This window comes from Maritimibacter sp. 55A14, from assembly GCF_003122205.1.
In the GTDB taxonomy this organism is placed as follows: domain Bacteria; phylum Pseudomonadota; class Alphaproteobacteria; order Rhodobacterales; family Rhodobacteraceae; genus QEYE01.
The window spans coordinates 1-23941 of record NZ_QEYE01000022.1; the positions used below are offsets into that span (position 1 = coordinate 1).

24 protein-coding genes are annotated in these 23941 nt (G+C 62.6%); 9 read left to right on the forward strand and 15 right to left on the reverse strand.

The genetic code is table 11. The features are described from left to right. The first annotated feature begins 143 nt into the window (after positions 1-143). Positions 144-1235: an SDR family oxidoreductase gene (locus DDZ14_RS15705; protein WP_233252611.1), complete on the forward strand. Its 1092-nt coding sequence runs from the start codon at positions 144-146 to the stop codon at positions 1233-1235. After that, entirely contained in the window at positions 1232-1699 is a 468-nt protein-coding gene (locus DDZ14_RS15710; RefSeq protein ID WP_109425934.1) for a DUF2269 domain-containing protein, read from the forward strand. Before DDZ14_RS15705 ends, DDZ14_RS15710 begins: the two co-directional genes overlap by 4 nt. Positions 1700-1935: 236 nt before the next feature. Here the strand turns inward: DDZ14_RS15710 and phnE are convergent, their stop codons facing one another. From phnE to DDZ14_RS15730, 4 genes are read right to left on the reverse strand one after another with little or no spacing between them, the layout of a single operon-like run. Next, the gene (gene phnE, locus DDZ14_RS15715; RefSeq protein ID WP_109425935.1) at positions 1936-2697 is read right to left on the reverse strand and encodes a phosphonate ABC transporter, permease protein PhnE; all 762 of its coding nucleotides are present in this window, start codon (positions 2695-2697) and stop codon (positions 1936-1938) included. Further along, a complete protein-coding gene (locus tag DDZ14_RS15720; RefSeq protein WP_233252612.1) occupies positions 2694-3473 on the reverse strand; it encodes a phosphonate ABC transporter ATP-binding protein in 780 nt (259 codons plus the stop codon). Before DDZ14_RS15720 ends, phnE begins: the two co-directional genes overlap by 4 nt. A 5-nt stretch (positions 3474-3478) precedes the next feature. Further along, complete coding sequence (locus DDZ14_RS15725) at positions 3479-4336, reverse strand: phosphate/phosphite/phosphonate ABC transporter substrate-binding protein (protein ID WP_233252613.1); 858 nt, start codon at positions 4334-4336, stop codon at positions 3479-3481. Between the two features lie 11 nt (positions 4337-4347). Next, positions 4348-6210, reverse strand: coding sequence for a cytochrome c peroxidase (locus DDZ14_RS15730; RefSeq protein ID WP_109425938.1), 1863 nt, complete (start codon positions 6208-6210; stop codon positions 4348-4350). A 140-nt stretch (positions 6211-6350) separates the two neighbouring features. Here DDZ14_RS15730 and mntR point away from each other — a divergent pair, with 140 nt between their 5' ends. Together mntR and DDZ14_RS15740 are read left to right on the forward strand one after the other, a co-directional pair. Next, positions 6351-6824, forward strand: a complete 474-nt coding sequence (gene mntR / locus DDZ14_RS15735; RefSeq protein WP_109425981.1) for a manganese-binding transcriptional regulator MntR — start codon at positions 6351-6353, stop codon at positions 6822-6824. A gap of 120 nt (positions 6825-6944) precedes the next feature. Continuing rightward, positions 6945-7841, forward strand: coding sequence for a DUF2189 domain-containing protein (locus DDZ14_RS15740; RefSeq protein WP_199221360.1), 897 nt, complete (start codon positions 6945-6947; stop codon positions 7839-7841). A 7-nt stretch (positions 7842-7848) separates the two neighbouring features. On the opposite strand, the gene DDZ14_RS15745 is transcribed toward DDZ14_RS15740, so the two are convergent. The 5 genes from DDZ14_RS15745 to coxB are packed head-to-tail and all read right to left on the reverse strand — an operon-like array spanning position 7849 to position 12291. Beyond that, positions 7849-8217, reverse strand: coding sequence for a cytochrome C oxidase subunit IV family protein (locus DDZ14_RS15745; RefSeq protein WP_109425940.1), 369 nt, complete (start codon positions 8215-8217; stop codon positions 7849-7851). A 6-nt stretch (positions 8218-8223) separates the two neighbouring features. Further along, positions 8224-8946, reverse strand: a complete 723-nt coding sequence (locus DDZ14_RS15750) for a heme-copper oxidase subunit III family protein (protein WP_109425941.1) — start codon at positions 8944-8946, stop codon at positions 8224-8226. A 13-nt stretch (positions 8947-8959) separates the two neighbouring features. Then, complete coding sequence (locus DDZ14_RS15755; RefSeq protein ID WP_109425942.1) at positions 8960-9658, reverse strand: cytochrome c oxidase subunit 3; 699 nt, start codon at positions 9656-9658, stop codon at positions 8960-8962. Next, the gene (locus tag DDZ14_RS15760; RefSeq protein WP_109425943.1) at positions 9655-11427 is read right to left on the reverse strand and encodes a cbb3-type cytochrome c oxidase subunit I; all 1773 of its coding nucleotides are present in this window, start codon (positions 11425-11427) and stop codon (positions 9655-9657) included. Before DDZ14_RS15760 ends, DDZ14_RS15755 begins: the two co-directional genes overlap by 4 nt. A 48-nt stretch (positions 11428-11475) precedes the next feature. After that, positions 11476-12291, reverse strand: a complete 816-nt coding sequence (gene coxB / locus DDZ14_RS15765; protein WP_233252614.1) for a cytochrome c oxidase subunit II — start codon at positions 12289-12291, stop codon at positions 11476-11478. A gap of 617 nt (positions 12292-12908) precedes the next feature. Here coxB and DDZ14_RS15770 point away from each other — a divergent pair. The 5 genes from DDZ14_RS15770 to DDZ14_RS15790 all read left to right on the forward strand — a co-directional run bounded on the left by DDZ14_RS15770 (position 12909) and on the right by DDZ14_RS15790 (position 17683). Next, a complete protein-coding gene (locus DDZ14_RS15770) occupies positions 12909-13400 on the forward strand; it encodes an Lrp/AsnC family transcriptional regulator (protein WP_109425982.1) in 492 nt (163 codons plus the stop codon). A gap of 162 nt (positions 13401-13562) precedes the next feature. Then, positions 13563-14738, forward strand: a complete 1176-nt coding sequence (locus DDZ14_RS15775) for a glycine cleavage T C-terminal barrel domain-containing protein (protein ID WP_109425945.1) — start codon at positions 13563-13565, stop codon at positions 14736-14738. Positions 14739-14768: 30 nt separating this feature from the next. Beyond that, the gene (locus DDZ14_RS15780) at positions 14769-15218 is read left to right on the forward strand and encodes an OsmC family protein (RefSeq protein WP_109425946.1); all 450 of its coding nucleotides are present in this window, start codon (positions 14769-14771) and stop codon (positions 15216-15218) included. A 22-nt stretch (positions 15219-15240) separates the two neighbouring features. Next, positions 15241-16041 carry an enoyl-CoA hydratase gene (locus tag DDZ14_RS15785; RefSeq protein WP_109425947.1) on the forward strand — a complete coding sequence of 267 codons (801 nt, stop codon included), beginning with the start codon at positions 15241-15243 and terminating at the stop codon, positions 16039-16041. Positions 16042-16045: 4 nt separating this feature from the next. Further along, on the forward strand, positions 16046-17683 hold the full coding sequence (locus DDZ14_RS15790; protein WP_109425948.1) for an acyl-CoA synthetase: 1638 nt from the start codon (positions 16046-16048) through the stop codon (positions 17681-17683). A gap of 191 nt (positions 17684-17874) precedes the next feature. On the opposite strand, the gene DDZ14_RS15795 is transcribed toward DDZ14_RS15790, so the two are convergent. The 6 genes from DDZ14_RS15795 to DDZ14_RS15820 form a co-directional block, all read right to left on the reverse strand. Further along, positions 17875-18267: a response regulator transcription factor gene (locus tag DDZ14_RS15795; protein ID WP_109425949.1), complete on the reverse strand. Its 393-nt coding sequence runs from the start codon at positions 18265-18267 to the stop codon at positions 17875-17877. A 237-nt stretch (positions 18268-18504) separates the two neighbouring features. After that, complete coding sequence (locus DDZ14_RS15800; protein ID WP_109425950.1) at positions 18505-19929, reverse strand: gamma-aminobutyraldehyde dehydrogenase; 1425 nt, start codon at positions 19927-19929, stop codon at positions 18505-18507. Between the two features lie 17 nt (positions 19930-19946). Continuing rightward, positions 19947-20753 (reverse strand): ABC transporter permease, encoded by an 807-nt coding sequence (locus tag DDZ14_RS15805; RefSeq protein ID WP_109425951.1) that lies wholly within the window; start codon positions 20751-20753, stop codon positions 19947-19949. Further along, on the reverse strand, positions 20743-21687 hold the full coding sequence (locus DDZ14_RS15810) for an ABC transporter permease (RefSeq protein ID WP_109425952.1): 945 nt from the start codon (positions 21685-21687) through the stop codon (positions 20743-20745). The genes DDZ14_RS15805 and DDZ14_RS15810 overlap by 11 nt, the downstream gene beginning before the upstream one ends. Then, on the reverse strand, positions 21680-22669 hold the full coding sequence (locus DDZ14_RS15815; protein WP_109425983.1) for an ABC transporter ATP-binding protein: 990 nt from the start codon (positions 22667-22669) through the stop codon (positions 21680-21682). Before DDZ14_RS15815 ends, DDZ14_RS15810 begins: the two co-directional genes overlap by 8 nt. A 61-nt stretch (positions 22670-22730) precedes the next feature. Then, entirely contained in the window at positions 22731-23894 is a 1164-nt protein-coding gene (locus DDZ14_RS15820) for an ABC transporter substrate-binding protein (protein WP_109425953.1), read from the reverse strand. Positions 23895-23941: the final 47 nt, after the last annotated feature.

Below are 23941 nucleotides of genomic sequence, written 5' to 3' on the forward strand. Positions count from 1 at the left end.
CTGCAGGATCCCGACAATCTGTTCTTCGGTGAAACGTGATTTGCGCATCGTCTGTTCTCCTCGTCATTTTGAACGTTACGAGAACAAACTCTCATTTTGAATGGCCCGGTTTTTTGGGGGCAGGTCAGCTTGCGGATATCGATGTGGTCGTGAATGCGTCCGGGGCGCTTCAGGATGGCGCGCGGGACAATCTGGAAGCCATCCATGTAAGGACTGTTTCACGCCTTGTCGAAGCCGCCGCCGGGCTGCCGCTACGGATCGTTCAGATCTCTGCGGCCGGCGTGTCGGAGGAGGCCTCGACTGCCTTCTTCCGCACCAAGGCACGGGGCGATGCCACTATCTCCTCCCGAGCGGCTGACTGGGTCATTCTGCGACCGACCCTTGTGCTGTCGCATGAGGCCTATGGCGGCACGGCCTTGTTGCGGGCGGCAGCGGCGCTGCCGCTGATCGCGCCTCGGATCTTGCCTGACGCACAGGTTCAGACGGTCCATGTCGGCGATGTTGCCGAGGCCGTCGTCGCTGCCGCCCGGGGCGAGATTCCCTCGGGCATGATCGCGGATCTCACGGAACCTGAAGCCCACGGTTTTCCGGAACTGGTCGAGGCGATACGGCTCTGGCAGGGCTGGCCCGTGCCGGTCTTTCGCCCGGCCGTCCCGGCCATCCTCATGTCAGCGATGGGCAGAGGCGCCGACCTGCTTGGCCACCTCGGGTGGCGTTCGCCCCTTCGAACCACGGCGCTAACGGCGCTTCGGGAGGGTATTCACGGGGATCCCGGGCCTTGGGACAAAGCCGGCGGCCGTCCCTGCCGCTCGCTGGAGAACACCCTGGCGCTGCTGCCCGCGACGCGGCAGGAACGGTTGTTCGCACGCGCCTATCTCGCCCTACCGATCGCCATCGCAACGCTGGCTCTGTTCTGGTGCCTGTCGGGTCTCATCACATTGTTCGATCCGGCACAGGCCGTGTCGGTCCTGACCGATCACGCCGTTCCAGCCTGGCTGGCGGGGTTGACAGTGATCGGCGGCGCCATCGCCGACCTTTTCCTCGGCCTCGCGATCCTGTGGCGCAGGTGGACCAAGCCTGCCGTGCTTGGGATGCTGAGCCTGTCTGGCGCGTATCTGATTGGCAGCCTCATTGTAGCACCCGACCTTTGGGCCGATCCTCTGGGTCCGATGGTCAAGGTCTTTCCCGGAATGGCGCTTGCCGCCATGGTCTGGCTATTGATGGAGGAACGATGAGCTACGAATTTCTCCGTTTCCTCCATGTCATCGGTGCAATGGTTCTGCTTGGCACCGGTGCGGGCATCGCCTTTTTCATGGTGATGTCCAAGCGGAGCCATGATCCAAGGCTGATTGCGCATGTCGCGGGGATCGTGGTGATTGCCGATACAGTTTTCACCGCCACCGCGGCCATTGCGCAGCCCGTCACCGGTTATCTGCTTGCGCGACAGCTCGGCTGGCCCATTTTCAGTGGCTGGGTTGCCTGGTCGCTTGCACTCTATGTCTTTGTTGGCGCGTTCTGGCTGCCGGTCGTCTGGATGCAGATCAGAATGCGTAACCTGGCGATTACCGCACGCGATACCGGTGCGTCACTGCCGGAAGATTACCACCGGCTCTACCGCTGGTGGTTCGCTTTCGGCTTTCCGGCTTTCACCGCAGTTCTGGCGATCATATGGCTCATGCTGACCAGACCGTCGCTGTAACGGGGGCAGATCAAACAACCGCTTCGGGGAAACCGCACTGCGGCATTGGGGTAGCCGGGAACGGACGGTCAGGGCCGGATGCGGCTCTTTTGCCAGCTATTGAGTTTCCGGTTGATTTCCGGGTTTGCCTGCTCTCGGCCTCTTGGCATTGGCAGGTCCCCATCGCTGAAACGGATGGTCCACATTCTATTGTCAGCGAAGTGTTCCAGCCACCCCGCCGCCTGCAATCACCCACCTCATGAGAAGTGCCGGCGCAAAGCGACGTTCATCCCTTCGATGGCGATCACGAGCAGGATGACGGCAAGCGTGACGCTCGCCGCCTTGTCGTATTGGAAGGAGCGCACATAGGTCTGGATGTAGAAGCCGATCCCGCCTGCGCCGACGATGCCGAGGATCAGCGACTCCCGCAGGTTCAGCTCGAAGCGGAAGATCGTGTCACGGGCGACGACAGGGGCCATCTGCGGCCAGATGGCGTGGCGAAGGCGGGCGAGCCGCCCGGCACCGGCACTTTCCAGTGCCTCGATGGGGGCGCGGGTCACGCCGTCGATGGCCTCGGCGTAGAACTTGCCCAGCATCCCCGTGGCATGAAACGCGACGGCGATGATCCCCGGCATGGGGCCGAGGCCCACCGCCCCGACCATCAGCATCGCGACCAGAAGCAGCGGGATCGCACGGATCAACGCGAGCAGCGTCCTGACGCTGCGGTGGATGACGGGGGGCGCCATCGTCTCGGAGGCGGCAAGCCCAAGCGGAACGGACAGGATGACCGCGCCGAGCGTGCCCAGGATCGCAATGCGGAGTGTTTCGGCGGTTCCGTCGACGATCTCGGTCACGACGGTCGGATCCGGCGGCATCATGCGGCTTAGGAATTCGACGATGCGCGGCCCTGCGGAGAGAAGGCGCGATAGCTCCATGTCGCTCGTCGCAAAGGACCAGAGCACTATGGCCGCAAAGACGGCACCCGTCAGGAAACCGGCCCAGCCGCCGCTCCGCTTCATTGAACCAGCCTCAGCTCCGCCTCGATCGGCCAGTCTTGCGCGACGTTTCTGTAAAGCGCCGCGATTTCCTGTTCCGAGACGTCGCCGACGGGGTGATCGAACGCGATCCGCCCCACCGTCATGCCAACGACGCGGGAAGCGACGCGCAAGGCAAGTTCGGGCTGGTGCGAGGAAAAGATCGTCGTCGCGCCACGCTTCGCCGCGGCGCGGGTGATCAGTGTCAGGATTTCACCGGCGCGGGCGGGGTCGAGGTTGCTGACCGGTTCGTCGGCGAGGATCAGCCGCGGTTCCTGCGCGAGACACCGGGCGATGGCCACCCGCTGCCGCTGCCCCCCGCTCAGTGAATCGACGCGGCGATGGGTCAGTTCGCCGATGCCGCAATCCGCCATCGCCTGATGCGCGACATCGAGGTCATGCACGGAATGGCGGCCGAGGAGTGCCGCGAAGGTCGACATCCGCCCAAGCCGCCCATTCAGGACGTTGCGCAGGACGCTGGAGCGTTCGACCAGCGCGAACTCCTGGAAGATGAAGCCAATGTCGGGCCGCGCCGCGGCAGGCGGCGGGGCGTCCGGGGACAGGGGTCTGCCAAGGACCGAGACACGCCCCGTCCAGCCGTGCAGCCGCCCGTCGAGGATTGCCAGCAGCGTGGTCTTGCCCGCGCCCGATGGACCGAGCAGGACGACCGCCTCACCGGCCTCGACCCCCAGCCCGACACCTTCGAGCGCCGGCAGGTCCGCGCCCGCATGGGCGAAATCCAGATCGTCGATATCGACCACGCGGGTCACGACAGCAGCCCGTACTCGCGTGCCATCTCCCGGACGCCGTCGAAGGCCTCGGGATCGGCACGCACGTAGCCGTCCGGCCCGTAGAGATACTGCAGCATGTCGCGATGCACGGGGTCATTCAGCCGCATCATCGTCTCGACGAAACGTGCCCGCAGGCCCTTGTCGAGTCCGGGGCGCGCAATCACCACGTGGCTCGGAATCCGCGGGCTTTCGGCGATCCAGGTGACCTGCGGCTGCTGTTCGGGCGTAAGCAGAAGGTCGGCATACTGGCTTGCCCCGGCCGCCGCGACCAGGCCCTGCGCCATCGCCTGCATTGCCTGCTGATAGCCGCCGGCGAAGAAGATGCGGCCAAAGAATGTGTCGGCTTCCTCGACGCCGGAAATCAGCCCGGCACGCTGGAACTCGGCCAGCGGGTAGAGATAGCCCGATTCCGAGATCGGATCGGCAAATGCGATGTCGCGGCCTTCGAGGTCGGCAAGCGAGGTGATCCCGCTGTCGCGTCGCACGAAGATGCGCCCGGTGTAGTAGGGTTCGCCCCTGTAGACCTCGGACAAAAGCGGCACCGCGCCGATCTCGGCCTCGGCGAGGACGAATGGCAAGGCCCCCATGAAGGAGATATCGGCATCGCCGTTTCGCAGCGCCTCGACGGCGGCGGCATGGTCGATGGTCACGAAGCCCTCGACCGGAACGCCCAGTTCCTGCGACAGCCAGCCGGTGATCACCTCGATATCGCCCAGCAGCTTGTCCGGGTTCTCCTGCGGGATGAAGGCCAAACGCAGAGTTGTGTCCTGCCCCAGGGCGGGGGCAGCGAGCAGCGCGCCCAGCCCTGTGGCCAGCAGGGTGCGTCGCGTCAATGGTGCCGTCATCAGTAAACCCTCTCATCAATAGCTTCGGCCTCGACCTTGAAGCTGGCCCAATGCCGCTCGGCGGCCGCCCAGTCGTCGTCCCGGACGGCCTCGCCCACGTCGAAGAGGATGTTGGCCAGCCGATAAATCTCGGGGCGCGCGCTCTGGTTTGCCATCGTGCCGGCGTCGGCGGAAAGGTCAGCCGCGACCGTGTCGATCAGCAGGCGTGTGTGCTTCGCGTCGCGCGCGGGCAGAAGCGTGTCGAGCGTGGACGCGAAGGTGGTGAGTTCCTCGAAGGCCAAGCGGAACGGCGTGTTCCGCTCACCGAATGCCTCGTAGGGCTCATCCGCCGCGCCCACGGTTTCAAGATATGCCGTTAGGTCCGACCGCTCCTGCTCGGTCAAGCCGAGCGACTTGGCGTCATTGAACCAGTCCACGACGCTGGCCAGCGTCGGCAGCGATCCGTCGTGGAAATATGGCGCGGTGTAGGCTGTGCCCAGCAATGTCGGCGTGTCGAACGCACCCGCGCGTGAGCCGTCATAGGCCCCGCTGGCCGAGCCGATATCATGCGCCCGGCGGTTGAGGAAATTGGCCGAGGGGATGTGGCATCCGGCGCAGGATCTGTCGGCGAGCCCGGCCATCGGCCGGTTGAAGATCTCCTCGCCCCGTTGCGCGGCCTCGGGGGCGGCCTCTGTCAGCGCGCCCTCGGGGGTGACCATGGAATTGGGCAGGAAGTCGAACTCGGTCATGTAGGCCACGAGCGCGTCCAGCATGAAGGGGGTCGGCTCGGCGCCGCCGAATTCGTTCACGATCACATTGCGACTGAAGTCGCGCAGCGAGGCGAACCGTCCGTCACGTCCGTAAGGCCCGGTAAACCGCAAGCCTCGCAGGCTGGGGATATCTAGGGAATCCGCCCTGCGGTCGTTGAACATCGGATTGAAGAACCCGCCATCCACGTCCGCCGCACCGGGCTGGTGGCTGACGCCGGGAATGAAGAAGCGCTGGTTGATGTCGGACCGGTTGTGGCAGGTGGAACAGGCGATGCCGTTGCTGCGGGCCGGATCTCCGAAGATTTCGGGGCTGTCGAACAGCATGTCGCCATAGGCGATGAGCGGCAGGTCCTTCTCGTCGATCCCCTGCTCCTCGAAATTCAGCACGAGAAGCGGCAGCGGGTCTTGATCGAAAATGTCAGACCCCGGCGGAAGGGTCGCGGGAAGGTCCACCACCCTGTCGCTCGCCGCGACGGTTTCGGGAATGGCCGATAGCGTGGCGCGCCGCCCGAAGCTGTCGGGCAGGTAATTCGCCGCAAGGAAGCTCGAGATGACCCTGCGGGCCGCTTCCATTCGCTCGGTGTTCCGGGGCGCCGCGCCCGTGCCAAGCACGCCGGAGGATCCGGTCGCGCTGGACAGTTCCAGCCAAGCCATCCCGATCTCGCGCGCGGCCTCCGGGTCGGCGGCCGTCACGTGATCAGCGAAGGCGCGATAGAGCTCCTGCGCTTCCAACACCGCTGTCTGAGCGGCACCCGACGTCTCTGCCGCGATCGCCCGGTCGAGCTGTTCCTCGATGCGTCCGGCAATGAGCCGGGTCGCGGCGGCGAAGAGCGCCTGCCGGTCCTGGGCGTCGATCGCTGCCTCCATGGCTTCGGTGTTCAACGTGCTGTCATCCGAGATGCGGTCGATCGCGCCTTCGCGGAACGCCGCCCCGCGATAGGGCTCGGTCCACGCCTTCTCGATTTTCTCCCAAGGCACCGGAGCGAGGTTGCCGTAGTGCAGGGTCAGCCGATAGGCGGCGGCCTCGGGCAGCCAGGGCGTCTCTTTCGCAGGGGTCGCAAGGGCTGGACCGTTGGCGAGCGTCGCGGCGGCGCTTGCGATAATGCATATCATTCGCAACCCAACTGTGAACTTCACTTGCATGTTCCTGGCATCGCCTTTCGGTTCGGGATGTGTAAAAATTAGCCGTGTCTAAATTTGATAGCACAGGCGAATACATTGTCAATCGCCGTGATATGTTTCAGGGTTCGCGCATGGAAAGCTCACGCGATACCAACGGGGCCTGTGGCGAACCGGCGTCAGGCAAAGGGGAGCGCGCCCCGGCCGCTCAGGCCGGCGCGTTCGCCTCGGTGCGCACCGCGCATGAAAGCGAGATGGCGGAGGACTATGTCGAGCTGATCGCGGAGCTTGTCGAAATCAATGGCGAAGCCCGCCCGGTGGACATGGCCGAACGGCTGGGGGTCAAGCCGCCGACCGTAACCAAGAACCTCTCCCGCCTCGTGCGTGAAGGGCTCGTCCGCCGGGAGCGGTACCGCTCGATCTTCCTGACAGAGGCCGGCGCGGCGCTGGCGGAGGCCTGCCGCCGCCGGCACCGGAGCGTCGTGGCAGCATTGGTTGCCCTTGGCGTGGATGTGGAGACGGCCGAACGGGACGCCGAGGGCATTGAACACCATGTCAGCGAGGAAACGCTGGCCGCGTTCGAGAGGTTCGTCGCAGTACACGGCTGACCGCACCTTGGCGGCCTGCCGCCGGGAACGGAATGCGGGCGCCGCGGGACACTGGCGCACCCCCAAGCGCCGGTCAGGACAAATTGTCCACGACCGTGTAGGCTGGATCGGCGCGGCGTGATGCGGCGCGCCGACGGTCCGGCGCGAGGCGGTCAGCGCAACGGCCGGTCTTGTCCGAGGAAAAGCGCAATGTCGGCGGAAAGATATGCCCCGAACGGCGACGGCGGCGCAGGGGCATTCGACATCCGCCGGATCAGCTATGGCGACGTGATCGACGCCCTGCGGAGCGGGCTTGCCGACTTTCTCGTGAAGCCTTCCCACTACGCGTTCGCGATCCTGGTGTATCCGGTCATCGGTTTCGCGCTTTTCGCGTGGGCGTCGCGTATGGATGCGTTCTATCTGATTTATCCGCTGGCGGCAGGTTTCGCGCTTCTGGGGCCGTTCGCGGCGCTCGGGCTTTACGAGATCAGCCGGCGGCTCGAAGCCGGTCTCGACGCGTCATGGCGCCACGCGCTCGACGTGCTGCGCTCGCCGGCATTGCCCGAGATCGCCAAGGTCGCGCTTGTGCTGCTGGCGATCTTCCTCGGCTGGATTCTTTGCGCGCATGTCCTTTATCGTCTGATCCTGGGCGGACAGGATCACGGCGGGCTTGCGGCATTCGCACGCGCGGTCGTCGCGACACAAAGTGGCTGGACCCTGATCCTGCTGGGCAACGCGGCCGGCTTCGGCTTCGCCTTCTTCGCACTGCGCACATCGGTCGTGGCGTTTCCTCTGCTTTTGCATCGGAACGTGTCGGCGGCAGCGGCCGTGGCGGCATCGCATCTTGCCGTGCGGCGCAATCCCGGCCCGGTGCTGTTCTGGGGACTTCTGGTTGTCGCGCTTCTGTTCCTGGGCGCCGTGCCGCTTCTGGCCGGGCTGATCGTGACCTTTCCGGTTCTCGGCCATAGCAGTTGGCATCTGTACCGCAGACTGGTCGTGCCGGCCGCGACCGCAACCGCCGCGCGGGACGAAGGCTGACAATGCCCTACTGGCCTCCGAAAAATATCAGTCTTGAGCCGAGCGTATAATCGGATTCGGCGGTCATGATCGCGAGAAACACAAGAACCGCCAAGGGCGGCAGCAGGATCGCGTAGCCGAGCGCCAGCCGCTCCCAGGCCATGTGCATGAAGACGGCGACGATCAGCCCCGCTTTCAACAGCATGAAGATGACGATCAGGCTCCAGCGGAGCAGCCCCTGAAGATCCGCATAGTCCACGAGGTATGACCCCGCGCTCAGCACGAAAAGCAGGAGCCAGACGACGAGATAGAGCTTGATCGGATGTTGCTGACCCTCCTCATGGGCGGGGGCAGCTGCCGGAGCGTTGCTGGCTTGATGGATTTTGGCTTTCGTCATGTTCCCTCACCACAGATAGAAGAACGCGAAGATGAAGACCCAAACGAGATCGACGAAGTGCCAGTAGAGACCCATGATCTCGACCGCCTCGTAGTCGCCCTTCTCGCGGCAGAGCCAGCTGCGCCGGCCACTGTCGAATTCGCCCTTCCAGACCTTCGAGGCAACAATGAGAAGGAAGATCACCCCGAACGAAACGTGGGTGCCGTGGAAGCCTGTAATCATGAAGAAGCTGGCGCCGAACTGCGGCGCGCCCCAGGGATTGCCCCAGGGGCGGACGCCCTCGGCGATCAGCTTCGACCATTCGAAGGCCTGCATCCCGACAAAGGCGGCGCCGAGCGCGGCCGTCGCGATCATCAGCAGCGCGGTATTCCGGCGCTGCTTGCGATAGGCGCAGTTCACCGCCATCGCCATCGTGCCGGAGGACGAGATCAACACGAATGTCATGATGGCGATCAGGATCAGGGGAATATCGGCCCCACCGATATGCAGCGCAAAGACCTCGCTGGCAGAAGGCCAGGCCTCGGTCGTCGACGAGCGCGCGGACATATAGGAGACGAGGAAGATCGAGAAGATGAAGGTGTCGCTCAGCAGGAAGATCCACATCATGGCCTTGCCCCAGGACACCTTCTTGAAGGCGCGCTGGTCCGAACTCCAGTCGGCGACGAACCCTTCCAGCCCGTCGGGCCGCTGTCCGGAGGCGTCGAGCCGTTTTACCGTCGCGTCGGCCATGCGTCGTCCCCCCTCATGTCAGGATCGTCCGGCACAGCGCGACCACGTCGCTTGCCCAGCCCATCAGCAGGGCGAGCATCCCGAACCAGACGATCAGCAGGAAATGCCAGTAGATGGCGCAAAGCTCGACCCCGAGCCGGACGCGCCGCGACTCCTCGCCCCGCCAGAGGCGCGCGCCGGTGCGGGCCAGCGCCACAAGCCCGCCGAGGATGTGCAGGCCGTGCAGGCCGCTGATCAGGTAGAAGAAGCTGGCGCCGGGATGCGCAGCAAGCGGCTCGCCACTGTCGATCAGGATGCGCCAGGCCAGGAGTTGCCCGCCCAGGAAGGCGAGCGTGGAGACCCCGGCCGCAGCAACCCCCGCTTGCAGCTGGGCCGTCTCGTCCCGGCGCGCGGCGCCGACGGCGATGTGTATCAGCACGCTGCTCAGCACCAGGATGGCGGTGTTGACCCAGACGACATCCGGAAGCCGCACCTGATACCAGTCGGCATAGCCCATCCGCATCACCAGCGCGCTGCCGAACAGCGCGAAGAGACCGCCAACCACCGCGAGGAACACGCCGAGACCGATCTTGGCGGTGGGAATTTCGGGCCTGTCGGAGGCGGGCGGCCCCGCCCCGGTTTCGAGCCACGGCTTGGAGGTCAGACGCTGCTGCGACAACCACCACCCCGCGACGAGCGCGACCGCGAGCAGGAAGACGAGGACGATGCTCATGGCGGCCCATCCCTCTCGACCCGCGGTCCCGGATCGTTCTGGGCAATGAAGTCCTCAGGTGCGCCCGGCACCGAGTAGTCGTAGGCCCAGCGATAGACGACCGGCAACTCCTTGCCCCAGTTGCCGTGCTTCGGTGGCGTCTCCGGTGTCTGCCATTCGAGCGAGCAGGCCCGCCACGGGTTGGGCCCCGCCTCGCGCCCGTTGCGCAGGCTCCAGAAAAGGTTGAACAGGAAAAGAATCTGTGCCGCCCCGACGGTCAGGGCGGCGACGCTGATGAAGGCGTTGAGCCCCGCGATGGGCGTGGTGATGAACGTGGCCTCGATCTCCGGATAGCGCCGCGGCACGCCGACGAGGCCGACATAGTGCATCGGGAAGAAGATCGCATAAGCCCCCACGAAGGTGACCCAGAAATGGATATGGCCCAGACCCACGTTCAGCATCCGGCCAGTCACCTTGGGATACCAGTGATAGATCGCCCCGAAGATCACCAGAATCGGTGCCACCCCCATCACCATGTGGAAATGCGCGACCACGAACATGGTGTCGCTGAGCGGCACATCGACCACCACATTGCCTAGGAACAACCCGGTCAGACCGCCGTTCACGAAGGTGACGATAAAGGCCAGCGCGAAGAGCATCGGCAAGGTCAGATGGATGTCGGCGCGCCAGAGCGTCAGCACCCAGTTATAGACCTTGATCGCCGTAGGCACCGCGATGATCAGCGTCGTGGTGGCGAAGAAAAAGCCGAAATAGGGGTGCATGCCGCTGACATACATGTGGTGCGCCCAGACAATGAAACTCAGCGCGCCGATGATCACAAGCGCCCAGACCATCATCCGGTAGCCGAAGATGTTCTTGCGCGCATGTACGCTGATCAGATCCGAGACGATACCAAAGGCGGGTAGCGCGACAATATACACCTCCGGGTGTCCGAAAAACCAGAACAGGTGCTGGAAGACGATCGGACTGCCGCCGCCATAGCTCAGCTGCTGGCCCATCTCGACCAGCGCAGGCATGAAGAACGATGTGCCCAGGAGCCGGTCGAAGAGCATCATCACGCAGGCGACGAAGAGGGCGGGAAATGCCAGCAGCGCCATCACGGTGGCGATAAAGATACCCCAGACAGTCAGGGGCATCCGCATCAGCGTCATGCCGCGGGTGCGGGCCTGTAGCACAGTCACGACATAGTTCAGCCCGCCCATGGTGAAGCCGATGATGAACAGGATCAGCGAAACCAGCATCAGAATGATCCCCGCGCCCTGCCCGCCTGGCGTGCCACTCAGGATCGCCTGCGGCGGATAAAGCGTCCACCCGGCGCCGGTCGGTCCGCCAGGCGCGAAGAAGCTGGCCACCAGCACCAGTACCGCCAGCAGATAAACCCAGTAGCTGAGCATGTTGACGAAGGGGAACACCATGTCGCGGGCGCCAACCATGAGCGGGATCAGATAGTTGCCGAAGCCCCCCAGGAAGAGGGCCGTCAGCAGGTAGATGACCATGATCATGCCGTGCATGGTGATGTACTGGTAATAGGCTTCGGGGGTGATGAAATCGAAAATCCCCGGAAAGCCCAGCTGCAGCCGCATCAGCCAGCTCAGCACCAGTGCAACCAGCCCGATGGCCGTGGCGGTGCAGGCATACTGGATCGCGATATACTTCGCGTCCTGCGAAAAGACATACTTGGCCCACCAGCTATGCGGATGCGGCAACGCAAGGTCGGGAACCTCGGCGGGGGGAATTCCGGCATCCGGTCTGTCGCTGGCATTCGCCATGTTTCGCCTCCTATCTCCGGTCGCGGAAGGCCGGGCGGTATCGTCTCGTCAAGGTTGCTTGGCCACTCTGACAGGTTGGCCCTGTTGCAGGCTGGCAAAGGTCGCCTGGTCCGCAAGCCAGGCATCGTAATCCGCCTGTTCCTGCACCTGCACATAGCTGCGCATGAAGGCGTGGCCGGTGCCGCAAAGCTCGGCGCAGAGCACCTCGAAGTCTCCGGTGCGTGTCGGCGTGAACCAGAAATAGGTCACCATGCCCGGCACCATGTCCATCTTGGCGCGGAACTCCGGCACATAAAAATCATGCAGCACGTCGACCGACCGCAGCACGACCTTCACCGGCTTGCCGATCGGCAGGCGGAGATTGCCGCCCTCCACGATGACGTCATCTGCGCCGAAGCGGTCATGGGGATTGACGCCGAGCGGGTTGTCGGACGAGATCCATTCCACTCCGCTTGAGCCGAGCCTGCCATCCTCTCCCGGCAGCCGATAGCTCCAGAACCATTGCTGGCCGACAACCTCGACCTGGGTCGCATCGTCGGGAACGGTGACAAACTGCTTCCAGACGATGAGGCCCGGCGCCAGCATGGCCGCGACACCGAGCGACGTCACGACGGAAAGCCAGATCTCAAGCCGCTTGTTCTCGGGGTCGTATTCGGCGGTCCGCCCGGACTGGTGCCGGAACCGGTACACGCAATACGCCATGAACAGCACAATGGCGGCGAACACGATCCCGGTGATCCAGAAGGTTATGACGAGCGTGTCGTCGATGTAGCCCCAGTTCGAGGCGATCGGCGTCCACCACCACGGGCTGACAAGGTGAAAGATCACCGAGCCAAGGACAACGAGGACGAGGACCCATGCCATTATCATCGCGGTACATCTCCCGACGCATTCAGCGCGCCAAGACGGCGTGACGAGGAGCACCCAAGCAAAACCATGTAACCATAACGGATTTTTGGCCGTTTTTCCAGCGCCGTGGCGCCGCCCGCCCCAGGATCGGGACATGGGGAGTGAGCGGCCGATGTTCGGTCAGGGCGCCGGGCCACGATGGTCCGCCCCCCTGCTCACTCCGCGTCCCTTGGCTCCGACGCGCCGTAGAGTTGCCAGGTGGCATCGCCCAGCACCGGCAGCACGAAGGTGGCAAAGACAAGGGCCAGGCCCATGCCGATCGAGTTCGTCGCCCAGGCGGCAGGGTAGTGAAGACATCCGTCAGCGAGTCCATGGCCGGGACCGGTGGCTCAGGTCCCAGCCCACATGGTCTTCGGTTTCGGCCCGGCATCCGGTAGACACGTCTCACTTGATGAAGCAGGGTGTTTTTCATGCCGAGAACGCGGGACCAGTACCCTGCGGACTTCAGGGAACAGATCATGATTTCTGGCCTTGGGCAGGGCAGTGAACCCGGCGCTTACGTAAGTAGCCGCTTCCTGTATATTGATGTCCGCCGCATCGGTCTCGCGAGACGCAACGAAAGTATCGAACAGATGAAAAGGCTTGGTCTTGATGCGACCGATGTTCGCATCCTCAGCGCAGTCCAGAAGCATGGACAGCTAAGCAAGACCAGGCTGGCTGAGATCGTCAATCTTTCTCCGACACCCTGCTGGGCCCGTTTGGACAAGCTGAAAGCTGCGGGTTTCATACGAGGGTATCACGCTGAAATAGCGCTTGATCAGATAGGCGATCTTACCCACGTCATTGTGACCATCGCGCTGACGCATCACCGCAAGTCGGATTTCGATCGGTTCGAGGCCTTCATCAGAGATCTGGACGAGATCACCGATTGCGTCGCCACAGGTGGCGGTATGGACTATGTCATGGAGACTGTAACCCCTAGCCTCGAGTCATTTCAGAGGCTGATGGATACCCTACTGGCGGCTGAGCTTGGGATTGATCGCTACATGACATACATCGCGACTCGGAAGGTCAAATCAGGCCAGCCAAACCTGGCGAAACTGGCACTCAGACAGGGTATATGACCCGACGCGCCCGAACAGTCCGTTTGACGCCGCAAAAACGGTCTGTTCAGTCTGCCAACTGCCTATTTTTGGTCCGCTTACATGGAGTATCCGAGGCTAAACAATCGCCAGATTCAGACCATCCACGGCACGTCAGGCCGCTGGTGAACAAGGGCGATAAACATGACACAAGCAGACGATCTACAATCGGAAGATTTCGGTTTCGGCACACAAATCCGCAAATCTCCTTATTTCGACGCCACATTGCGTTGGGGCGCAAAGGGATTTTCTGTTTATAATCACATGTATATCCCGCGTGACTTTGGCGATCCGGAGCAAAACTTCTGGAACCTCGTGAATGAGGCGATCCTGTGCGATGTGGGTGTTGAGCGGCAGGTTGAAATCACCGGGCCGGATGCCGCTAAATTCGCCCAGATGCTGACCTCGCGAGACCTGTCGAAAATGGCGGTTGGGCAGTGCAAATACATCCTGATCACCAATGCCGATGGCGGCCTGCTGAATGACCCGATCCTGCTGCGTCTGGCCGAAAACCACTTCTGGATTTCGCTGGCCGACAGCGACATCCTGCTGTGGGCGCAGGGCGTGGCCGTACATTCCGGCTTTGATGTCACCATCGGTGAACCCGACGTATCACCGCTGCAATTGCAGGGGCCAAAATCAGGCGAGGTTATGAAGGCGTTGTTCGGCGACGACATCATGGAACTGAAATACTACTGGCTGCGTGAGGTCGAGCTTGACGGCATTCCGCTGATCGTGTCGCGCACCGGCTGGTCCAGCGAGTTGGGATATGAACTGTACCTGCGCGACGGGTCACGCGGCGATGATTTGTGGGAGAAGATCATGGCGGCGGGCGCTTCGTTCGGCCTGCAGCCCGGCCATACCTCGTCGATCCGCCGGATCGAGGGAGGGATGTTGTCCTACCATGCGGACGCAGACAGCAGCACCAACCCTTACGAGCTTGGGATGGACAGGCTGGTGAACCTCGATATGGAGGCCGATTTCATCGGTAAGGCGGCGCTGCGCCGTATTCAGGAGGAGGGCGTGAGCCGCAAACAGGTTGGTTTGATCATCGAAGGCGAGCCGCTGAAAGGTCCGAACTCCTCTTATTGGCGCATTGAAAAAGACGGCGTGGTCATCGGCAAGGTGACGTCTGCTATCCACTCACCCCGCCTTGAAAAGAATATCGCGCTGGCGATGGTCGCGTCAGAATATGGCAATCTGGGTACGCGGGTAAAAGTCGTGAACAGATCCGGCATTGTGAACGAAGTCGGAACCGAAAATGCCACCATCGTGGAGCGCCCGTTCTACGACCCCAAAAAATCTATCGCAGCCGCCTGAGCGCCTCAACAGAATAGAGACCCGAAAAAAATGTCCGACCTTTCGATCGAACTGCACTGGCAGCGCGCAGAACCCGCGTTGCAGACAGGCAAGTACTCAAATGCACATACCGTGCAATACAATGACAGCTGCGATGTCCAAGTGGACGCCGCCCCGGATTGGGGCGGTGATCCCGGCAATACCAATCCTGAACAGGCCCTCGCATCGGCCCTGTCCAGCTGTCAAATGATGACCTTTCTGGCGCTGGCGGCCAAAGCCGGTTGGCCGGTCGCGAGCTATCATGACTATGCCGTCGTCCATCTTGGCCGAAACGCCAGGGGCAAGATGTCGGTCACGCGCGTGGATCTGCACCCGGTTGTACGGTTTGACACGGGCTTTGCAATCGACGCAACCGAGCTGGAACAGATGCAGCATCGCGCGCATCGCTACTGCTTTATCGCCAATACCCTCGCTGACAGCGTGGAAATCAACATTCTATAGACCTCAAAGAAGGATCTGACCTGTGCAAGAGAGCAATATTCTGCTGCGTGATCTGGATGATGAGGGCATCTTGCGGCTGACCCTGAATGACACCGGACGGCGCAATGCCCTATCCGAGGCGATGCTGGCAGAGCTGGGCGGGGCCTTTGCCGAGGCCGGGGTCAATCGGTCGGTCCGGGTCGTCATTCTGGCCGCGACCGGACCGGCCTATTGCGCGGGTCACGATCTGAAGGAAATGACCGCCGGTCGGGCCGGCCCTGATCGCGGCAAGGCCTATTTCGCCAAGGTCATGGCGCAGTGTTCCGCCCTCATGCAGGCGATCGTGAATTGTCCAAAACCGGTCATTGCCGAGGTCACAGGAATTGCAGCCGCGGCGGGTTGCCAACTGGTGGCCAGTTGCGATCTTGCCATTGCGGCGAACACGGCGCAGTTCAACACACCGGGTGTTCATATCGGCCTGTTCTGTTCCACCCCGATGGTGGCCTTGTCGAGGAACGTGAGCAACAAACACGCGATGGAGATGCTGCTGACGGGCGACATGACCCCTGCGGTCCGCGCGGCGGAAATCGGTTTGCTCAACTATGCGGTTGCCCCCGAGGCGTTGCAGGAGGTCACCATGGCGATCGCCCGCAAGATCGCGTCCAAATCCAGCATGACACTCGCCACCGGAAAGCGCGCGTTCTATGCGCAACGCGAGATGCCGCTGGCGCAGGCGTATCATTACGCCTCCGGCGTGATGGTTCAGAACATGCTCGCCCATGATGCCGAAGAGGGCATCGGTGCCTTCATCGAGAAACGTGCGCCACAGTGGCAGGATGCCTGATTCCATGGGAACGAACCCCTACAACACCGGGCTGGATCGCAATCCTGCGAATTATCAGCCCCTCACGCCGCTGGTCTTTCTGGAACGCGCCGCCGACGTTTTCCCAGACCACATCGCAATCGTTCACGGCGATCTTCGGCGGAGTTATGCCGAGTTCTATCGGCGGTCGCGGCAACTGGCCTCGGCGCTGGCCGCGAGCAACATCGGGCACGGCGACACAGTATCGGTCTTGCTGGCAAACACCCCGGCGATGTTGGAATGCCATTACGGCGTGCCGATGTGCGGCGGTGTCCTTCATTCGATTAACACGCGTCTGGACGCAGCCATCATCGCGTTTCAACTCGACCACGCCATGTCCAAGATTGTGATCGTGGACCGGGAGTTCATGCCGCTCATGCAAGAGGCGCTTTCGCTTGCAACCGTGAACCCAGTTTTGATCCAATACGATGACGCTGAGTTTGCCTGGCCGGAACCCCTCCTTGAGGCAACGGATTACGAAACCTTCCTGTCTGGAGGTGATCCCGACTTCGGCTGGCTGATGCCCGAAGATGAGTGGGACGCGATCTCGATTAACTATACGTCAGGCACGACCGGTGACCCAAAGGGCGTCGTGTCCCATCACCGGGGCGCCTACTTGTTGGCGCAGGGCAACGCATTGACGACCTCGATGCAAAAACACGCGGTCTATCTGTGGACCTTGCCGATGTTTCATTGCAACGGCTGGTGCTTCCCCTGGACGATGTCCGCCATCATCGGCACCCATGTTTGCCTCCGCAATGTGCGTGCCGAACCGATCTGGAACGCCCTTGCCGACGAAGGCGTGACCCACTTGTGCGGGGCCCCGATCGTGATGTCGCTGATTATTTCGGCACCCGACGAGGTCAAACGTAGCCTTGATCGCACCGTACAATTCTTCACCGCCGCCGCGCCGCCGCCCGAAAAGCTGTTGGCGGACATGAAAACAGCGGGCTTCGACGTGACCCATCTCTACGGCCTGACGGAAACCTATGGCCCCGCAGTGGTTAATGACTGGCATCAGGGCTGGTCCGATCTCTCGCCAATCGAACAGGCTGCGCTCAAATCCCGCCAGGGCGTGCGCTATCTGCCACTGGAGCAACTCGACGTCCTGGACCCGGAAACGATGGTCCCGGTGCCGCGTGATGGCGAAACCATGGGCGAGGTCATGTTCCGCGGAAACGTCGTGATGAAGGGCTATTTCCGCAATCCCAAAGCGACAAACGAAGCATTCGCCGGTGGATGGTTCCACTCCGGAGATCTGGGCGTCATGCACCCCGATGGCTACATCCAACTCAAGGACCGATCAAAGGACATCATCATTTCCGGCGGTGAAAACATATCCTCCATCGAAGTCGAAGAGGTGCTGTATCGCCATCCCGCCGTCGGGGTTGCAGCCGTCGTTGCAATGCCACATGAAAAATGGGGCGAAACGCCCTGTGCCTTTGTCGAAATCGCCACGGGTCAGCAGACGGATGCCGATACGCTGCGGGACTGGTGCCGCGATCAACTCGCGCCCTACAAGGTGCCCGGCAGGTTCGTCTTCATGCCTGTTCCAAGAACGCCGACCGGAAAGATCCAGAAATTCGTCCTGCGCGAAAAGGCAAGGAAATTTGCGCTCGGATAAAGCCAGCAACCCCCAATCCTCCGCGCTATACGGGAGTCGCCATTAACCCGAAGATGACATTGTCCTCACTATCGGAACTACCGTGCGTTCAGATCAGGCACTCGCGGCGAATGATCTGTTCGGAGAAGCTGCGCTTCGGCGAACATCTGGATCAGAGCGCATCAGGTTTTGACGGAAGCCTGTGACGGAACTCAAGTCGGGCCATCCGATTGATCGGTCCTGACCGCCGCGTTCAGGCGCGTGTTCAGCTCGATGAAATCGAACGGCTTGATGAGATAATCCGTGGCCCCGGCCGCGTAGGCGCGTTCCATATAGGCTGTCTGTGACATCGCGGTGGCCATGATGACCGGCGTATGCTCGCAGCCCGGTATGGCCCGGATCGTCTTGCAGACCTCGATCCCGTCGGTCTCAGGCATCTGGATATCCAGCAGGAAGCAGTCGTAAACGGGTCCCCTCTCGCGGATGATCTCTATTGCCATCTCGCCAGAGGATGCGGTCTCGACCTCGAACTCGCCGAGCGCGGCCATCGCCTCCTTGAGCAACTCAAGGATCATCAGATCATCATCGACGGCGAGTATCTTCATCCAACAGAACCCTGGTAATCACCGCCCGCGTAGGCGCCATCTTCCCTGCAAGTCCGCAGCATCTCCTGGGGTGCCCTCCCCACACAAAGGCATGAGCCGGACTCCGCCCGTGCGTCAACGATACACCCTCAAGTTGTTAACACAACCGTGATGAAGGAAATGCTCCCGACCGATGAACCTGGCGGCATCCCGGTTGACCAGCTCCGCTTGGCGTCCGCATTCATGAGGTCTCCCTGTTCAATGTGCGATCATGACGTGGCGCACCGCCGTGTAATCCTCCAGCGCGTACATCGACATATCCTTGCCGTAGCCCGACTGTTTCAGGCCGCCATGGGGCATTTCGGTGGTGAGCATGAAATGCGTGTTGATCCAGGTGCAGCCGTATTGGAGCCCGGCCGAGATCTCCATCGCCTTGCCGATATCCTGCGTCCACACCGACGAGGCCAGGCCATACTGGCTGTCATTGGCCCAGCCGACGACCGGGTCGTCGTCGGCGAAGCGTGTGATGGAGACGACCGGGCCGAATACTTCGCGCTGGACGATCTCGTCGCCCTGGCGGGCCCCTGCGACGACGGTCGGCTTGTAGTAAAAACCGTTGCCATCATGCGGCGTGCCGCCGGTAGTGATCTCGATATGTTTTTGTTCCGCGGCGCGCTGCACGAAGCTGTCCACGCGGTCCCGCTGCCGCGGCGAGATGAGGGGTGGGATTTCGTTCAACGTGTCGTCGGCATTGGCGAAGACGATACTCCCCGCCGCGTCGGTCAGCTCCGCCACTAGCCTGTCATAGATGCCTGCTCCCGCGTAGACGCGACAGGCCGCGGTACAGTCCTGTCCGGCATTGTAGAAGCTGAACGCCTTCAGCCCTGCCACGACGCGCCCCAGATCGGCGTCGTCCAGCACGATGACCGGGGCCTTTCCGCCCAGCTCCAGATGCGTGCGCTTGACGCTCTTGGAGGCCGCCATCAACACCTTCTTGCCAGTCGCCACGTCACCGGTGATCGAGATCATGTCGACCTGCGGATGGTTGATCAGCGCATTGCCCACTGTGCCGCCCTGACCGACAATCACGTTGATCACGCCCTTGGGCAGGATATCGGCCATGATCCTGGCGAAGGCGAGGGCGGTGAGGGGCGTCTGTTCCGAGGGCTTCATCACCACCGTGTTGCCGCCGGCCAGCGCCGGGGCCAGTTTCCACGCCATCATCATCATCGGATAGTTCCACGGCGCGATCGAGGCGACGACGCCGATCGGATCGCGCCGGATCATGCTCGTATGCCCTGCAAGGTAGTTCCCCGCCAACGGGCCATGCATGTTCCGGACCGCGCCGGCGAAGAAACGGAAACAGTCGGCGACGGCGGGAATTTCCTCGTTGCGAACCTCGTTGATCGGCTTGCCGCAATTGAGCGCCTCGAGCTTGGCAAGTTCCTCCAGCTTGCTCTCGACGGCATCCGCGATCGCGAGGAGCTTGGCCGACCGTTCGCCCGGCGTCGTGCGCGACCATGCGGGGAATGCCGCGCGGGCTGCCTTTACCGCACGGTCGATCTGGCCAGGGTCGGCTTCGGGCATCTTCAGGATCACTTCGCCGGTGCGCGGATTGAACACGCTTTCCTCGATCTCCGTACCGGCCTCGAACGTGCCACCGATGAGCATATTGGTTTCCATGATGGGTCTCCCTGTTGTTACTTGCCCTGACCGGCGACCGTTTCCGTGCCGCGGGTGAGGTAAAACGCGCCGAGGATCGGCAGGAACGTCACCAACACCACGACCATCGCGACAACGTTGGTGACGGGACGTTGGCGGGGGCGCACCAGCTCTTCCAGCATCCAGATCGGTAGGGTCTGCTGCTGGCCGGCGGTGAACGTGGTCACGATCACCTCGTCGAAGCTCAGCGCGAAGGCGAGCATACCGCCGGCCAGAAGGGCGGTCGCGATATTCGGCAGGATCACATGGCGGAAGGTTTGGAACGCGTTCGCCCCGAGATCCATGGACGCCTCGACGAGGCTGCCGCTGGTGCGTCGGAACCGGGCCACGGCGTTGTTGTAGACTACCACGACGCAAAACGTCGCGTGGCCCAGAACAATGGTCCAGAAACTGAAAGGGATATCGGCGAGGTTGAAGGCAGAGCGCAGCGAGATGCCGGTGATGATCCCCGGCAACGCGATGGGCAGGATCACCAGGAGCGAGATCGCCTCTCGCCCGAAGAAGCGCGTGCGCGACACCGCTGCGGCACAGAGCGTGCCCAGCAACAGCGCGATCGCCGTTGAAATCGCAGCAACCCGCAGCGAGAGCGAAAGGGCCTCCCATACATCGGCGCGCTCCCATGTCACACCGAACCATTTCAGCGTATAGCCCGGCGGCGGCCACTGATAGCTCTTGTCCTCGGTTGTGAAGGCATAGACGAAGATCAGCAGGATCGGCAGGTGCATGAACAAGAGCCCCGCCGCAGCGGCGATCTTCAGTCCGAGTGGCGCGCGATCAGAGCGCATCGAAAGCCCCCATGCGCTTGGCGATGTAGAGATAGACCCCCATGATCAGGATCGGCACGACCGCGAAAGCCGCGGCCAGCGGAATGTTTCCGGCCGTACCCTGGAACTGATAGACGGCCTGTCCGATCATCCGCGCAGACGTGCCCACGATCTGCGGGATGATGTAGTCGCCGAGGGTCAGCGAAAAGGTAAAGATCGAGCCCGCGACGATCCCCGGCAGCGCCAGTGGCAATAACACGTGCCGAAAGGTCTGCCCCGGACGCGCACCAAGATCGCCCGACGCCTCGAGCATCGAGGGCGGCACGCGCTCTAGCGCGGCCTGCGTCGGCAGGATCATGAACGGCAGCCATACGTAAAGAAAAACGAGGAAGGTGCCGGTCCAGCTCACCGATAGCGAATTGCCGCCGACCACCGGTAGGGAAAGGTAGGCGTCGAGCAGCCAGGTAAGGTGCAGCGTCTCGAACAGCCAGCTCAGGATGCCCTCTTTCGCGAGGATCAGTTTCCAGGAATAGACCTTGACCAGGTAGCTCGACCAAAGGGGCAGCATGACGCCGAGGTAGAACAGCGCCTTCCACTTCCCGCGTGCGTAACGCGCCGCGTAGTAAGCTACCGGGAACCCGATGAGTGCCGCAGCGAGGGTGACGCTCCCCGCCATCAGAACCGTGCGCAAGATGATATCGAGATTGGCGGCACGGAAGAGCTCGCCGTAGGTGCGGAGCGTGAACTCGTATTTGATGAGCCCCGAGAACGGGTCGATGGCGAAAAAGCTCTGCGCCAGCAACGCGAAGAGCGCGCCGAGGTAAATTATTCCCAGCCACAGCGCCGGCGGCAGAATGAGCAACAGGACAAGCAAGCCCTGACGGCTCCACAGAAGGTCCGAAAGCCTGTCGCTCAGCCCTCGCGGGGCTGGTGGGCGCGCAGCCGTTTCAGCCATCCCGCGGCTCCATCGGATGCAGAGCGTCCTCGTCCCAGCCGATTTGCACCGTGGCGCCCTTCTCCGGCGCGTCTTCCCCCTTGGGGAGGAGCAGCGACAGCCTCTGCCCGTCCATGTCGAGCGTCAGACGTGTCACGGCGCCCATGAACGCCTGTTCGACGACCCGTGCGAGGTGCCCGCAGGGTTGCAAGCGCACCGCCTCGGGCCGCAGGCTGGCATGAACCCGACGTCCGGTGAGGCGCTCGACCATCTCCGGCGGCAGCACATTCGAGGAACCGACAAAATCGGCCACAAATGGTGTTTGCGGGCGGTCGTAGATGTCCTGTGGACGACCGATCTGCTGGATCCGCCCCTCGTTGAACACGGCGACGCGGTCGGCCATCGACAGCGCCTCGCCCTGATCGTGAGTGACGAACACGAAAGTGATCCCAAGCTGCCGCTGCAGGCTCTTGAGTTCCACCTGCATCTGTTCGCGAAGCTTCAGATCGAGCGCGCCAAGCGGTTCATCGAGCAATAGAACCTTGGGCTTGTTCACAAGCGCGCGGGCGAGCGCGACGCGCTGCCTCTGGCCGCCCGAGAGGGCCGAGGGCCTGCGGTCGGCATAGCCCGGCAGTGCCACCATTGCGAGCGCCTCCTCCGCGGACCGGTGGCGCTCCGCCTTTCCCGCGCCGGCGATCATCAACCCGTAGGCCACATTGTCACGCACGTTGAGATGCGGGAACAGCGCGTAGTCCTGGAAAACCGTGTTCACCGGACGGCGATAGGGCGGCACTGCGCTGGAGGGCCGGCCGAATATCTCGATCTCGCCGAAGGTAGGGCGCTCGAACCCCGCGATAAGGCGCAGGCAGGTGGTCTTGCCGGATCCGGACGGCCCGAGCATGGCGAAGAATTCGCCCTCGGCAACCTCCAGATCGACGGCATCCACGGCCTGTACCGTCCCGTAATGGCGCGAGACCTGGCGAAAGGCGATAGCTGAAGTCATGAAACTTTCCGAAGTCGGCCCGCCGATCTGCACGGGCAGCGGCGGGCCCGTTGTCGTTCGATCAGCGGCCGCCGATCACACCAATATAGTCGGAGACCCAGCGATAGTAGGGCACGCATTCACCTTGGCTTTCGCAGCTTGACACCGGCGTCTGCCAGAAACTGATCCTGTCGAAATCGTCGAAGCCGTTCTTAGTGCAGCCCTCGGCCGTCTGCATGCCGCGCCCATCCGTACAGGCGGCAGGAACCGCCGGGTTGGCGCCGAACCAGACGCTCAGGTCCGACATCAGGTTCGAACTGAGCGTGTGCTCCATCCACATGTAGGAGCAGTTGGGGTTGGCCGCGTCCGCGTGCATCATCGTGGTATCGGCCCATCCGGTCGCGCCCTCTTCGGGAATAACGCTCGCGATCGGCGCACCGTCGGCCTGGAGCAGGTTGACCTGGAACGGCCACGACCCCGAGGCCGCCATCCCCTCGTTCTTGAAGTCGTCGATCTGGATGAACGCGTCGTGCCAATACCGGCTCACCAGCTTGCGCTGCTGGCGCAGCAGGTCCAGCGCGGCATCGTATTGCTCCTGGTTCAGCTCATAGGGCGACTCGATGCCCAGTTCAGGCTGGTGCGTCATCAGGTAGAGCGCTGCATCGGCGATGTGGATCGGACCGTCATAGGCCTGCACGCGGCCCTCGTTCGGCTCGCCGTCGGGCAGGTTCATCGGCTCGAACACCACGTTCCATGAGGTGGGAGCGTCGTCGCCAAAGACCTCGGTATTATACATGAGCACGTTTGGGCCCCACATGTAAGGCACGCCGTAATGGGCGCCATCGACATAATGCCAAGGCGCCTCTTTCAGGCGGTCGTCGATCGTATCCCAACTCGGGATCAGCGAGATATTGATCGGCTGGACCCGCTTGCCCGCGATCATCCGCAGCGACGCATCGCCCGAGGCGGTGACGAGGTCGAACCCGCCCTCGTTCATCAGCGCCACCATCTCGTCCGAGGTATTGGCCGACTTCACGTTGACCTTGCAGCCGGTCTTTTCCTCAAACCTGGTGACCCAGTCGAACTCGGCCGCGGTCTCGCCACGCTCGATATAGCCCGGCCAGGCCACGATATTGAGTTCGCCCTCTCCCTCGCCGATGGATGTCATCATCTCGGCCGAGGCTGGCAGGACCGACACGCTGGCCGCAAGGCTGAGGGCAGTGCAAGAATTCAGAAAGGATTTCATCAGAGGTCTCCCCATTGGATTTCATTGCGTGTCTTGCGGAAACCATG